Source organism: Geodermatophilus sp. SYSU D00079 (assembly GCF_054050635.1).
On the sequence record NZ_JBJGZS010000067.1, the window covers coordinates 1 to 1,505 of the forward strand.

Here is a 1,505-nt window from a genome sequence, read left to right on the forward strand (position 1 = left end):
GGGTTGGGCCACCGGCTTCGGGCGTTACCGACTTTCGTGACGTGACGGGCGGTGTGTACAAGGCCCGGGAACGTATTCACCGCAGCGTTGCTGATCTGCGATTACTAGCGACTCCAACTTCATGGGGTCGAGTTGCAGACCCCAATCCGAACTGAGACCGGCTTTTTGGGATTCGCTCCACCTCGCGGTATCGCAGCCCTTTGTACCGGCCATTGTAGCATGTTTGCAGCCCTAGACATAAGGGGCATGATGATTTGACGTCATCCCCACCTTCCTCCGAGTTGACCCCGGCAGTCTCCCATGAGTCCCCACCATCACGTGCTGGCAACATGGAACGAGGGTTGCGCTCGTTGCGGGACTTAACCCAACATCTCACGACACGAGCTGACGACAACCATGCACCACCTGTGCACGGCCCTTACGGACCCGATATCTCTACCGGATTTCCGTGCATGTCAAGCCTAGGTAAGGTTCTTCGCGTTGCATCGAATTAAGCAACATGCTCCGCCGCTTGTGCGGGCCCCCGTCAATTCCTTTGAGTTTTAGCCTTGCGGCCGTACTCCCCAGGCGGGGCGCTTAATGCGTTAGCTGCGGCACGGAGACCGTGGAATGGCCCCCACACCTAGCGCCCAACGTTTACGGCGTGGACTACCAGGGTATCTAATCCTGTTCGCTCCCCACGCTTTCGCTCCTCAGCGTCAGTTGTTGCCCAGAGACCCGCCTTCGCCACCGGTGTTCCTCCTGATATCTGCGCATTTCACCGCTACACCAGGAATTCCAGTCTCCCCTGCAACACTCAAGTCTGCCCGTATCGACTGCAGGCCCGGAGTTGAGCTCCGGGATTTCACAGCCGACGCGACAAACCGCCTACGAGCTCTTTACGCCCAATAATTCCGGACAACGCTTGCACCCTACGTATTACCGCGGCTGCTGGCACGTAGTTGGCCGGTGCTTCTTCTGCTCCTACCGTCACTTGCGCTTCGTCGGAGCTGAAAGAGGTTTACAACCCGAAGGCCGTCATCCCCCACGCGGCGTCGCTGCGTCAGGCTTTCGCCCATTGCGCAATATTCCCCACTGCTGCCTCCCGTAGGAGTCTGGGCCGTGTCTCAGTCCCAGTGTGGCCGGTCACCCTCTCAGGCCGGCTACCCGTCGTCGCCTTGGTAGGCCACTACCCCACCAACAAGCTGATAGGCCGCGGGCCCATCCCCAGCCGATGAATCTTTCCACCACCAGACCATGCGGTCAGCGGTCACATCCGGTATTAGCCCCAATTTCTTGGAGTTATCCCAGAGCCGGGGGCAGGTTGCCCACGTGTTACTCACCCGTTCGCCACTGATCCCCCACCGAAGCGGGTTCACCGTTCGACTTGCATGTGTTAAGCACGCCGCCAGCGTTCGTCCTGAGCCAGGATCAAACTCTCCGTAGATGAATTTGCATCCCCAGCCGAGAACCGAGAGCTAGCACTCTCGATGTCAATCAACCAAAGGAATCCCTCACCACACACA

The 1,505-nt window shown here is 58.9% G+C and carries 1 rRNA gene; it reads right to left on the minus strand.

Features of this window, described 5'->3' with window-relative positions:
- Window positions 1–1,426: ribosomal RNA gene (locus ACI79E_RS22405) — 16S ribosomal RNA — on the minus strand; the annotation flags it as partial.
- Window positions 1,427–1,505 lie beyond the last annotated feature (79 nt).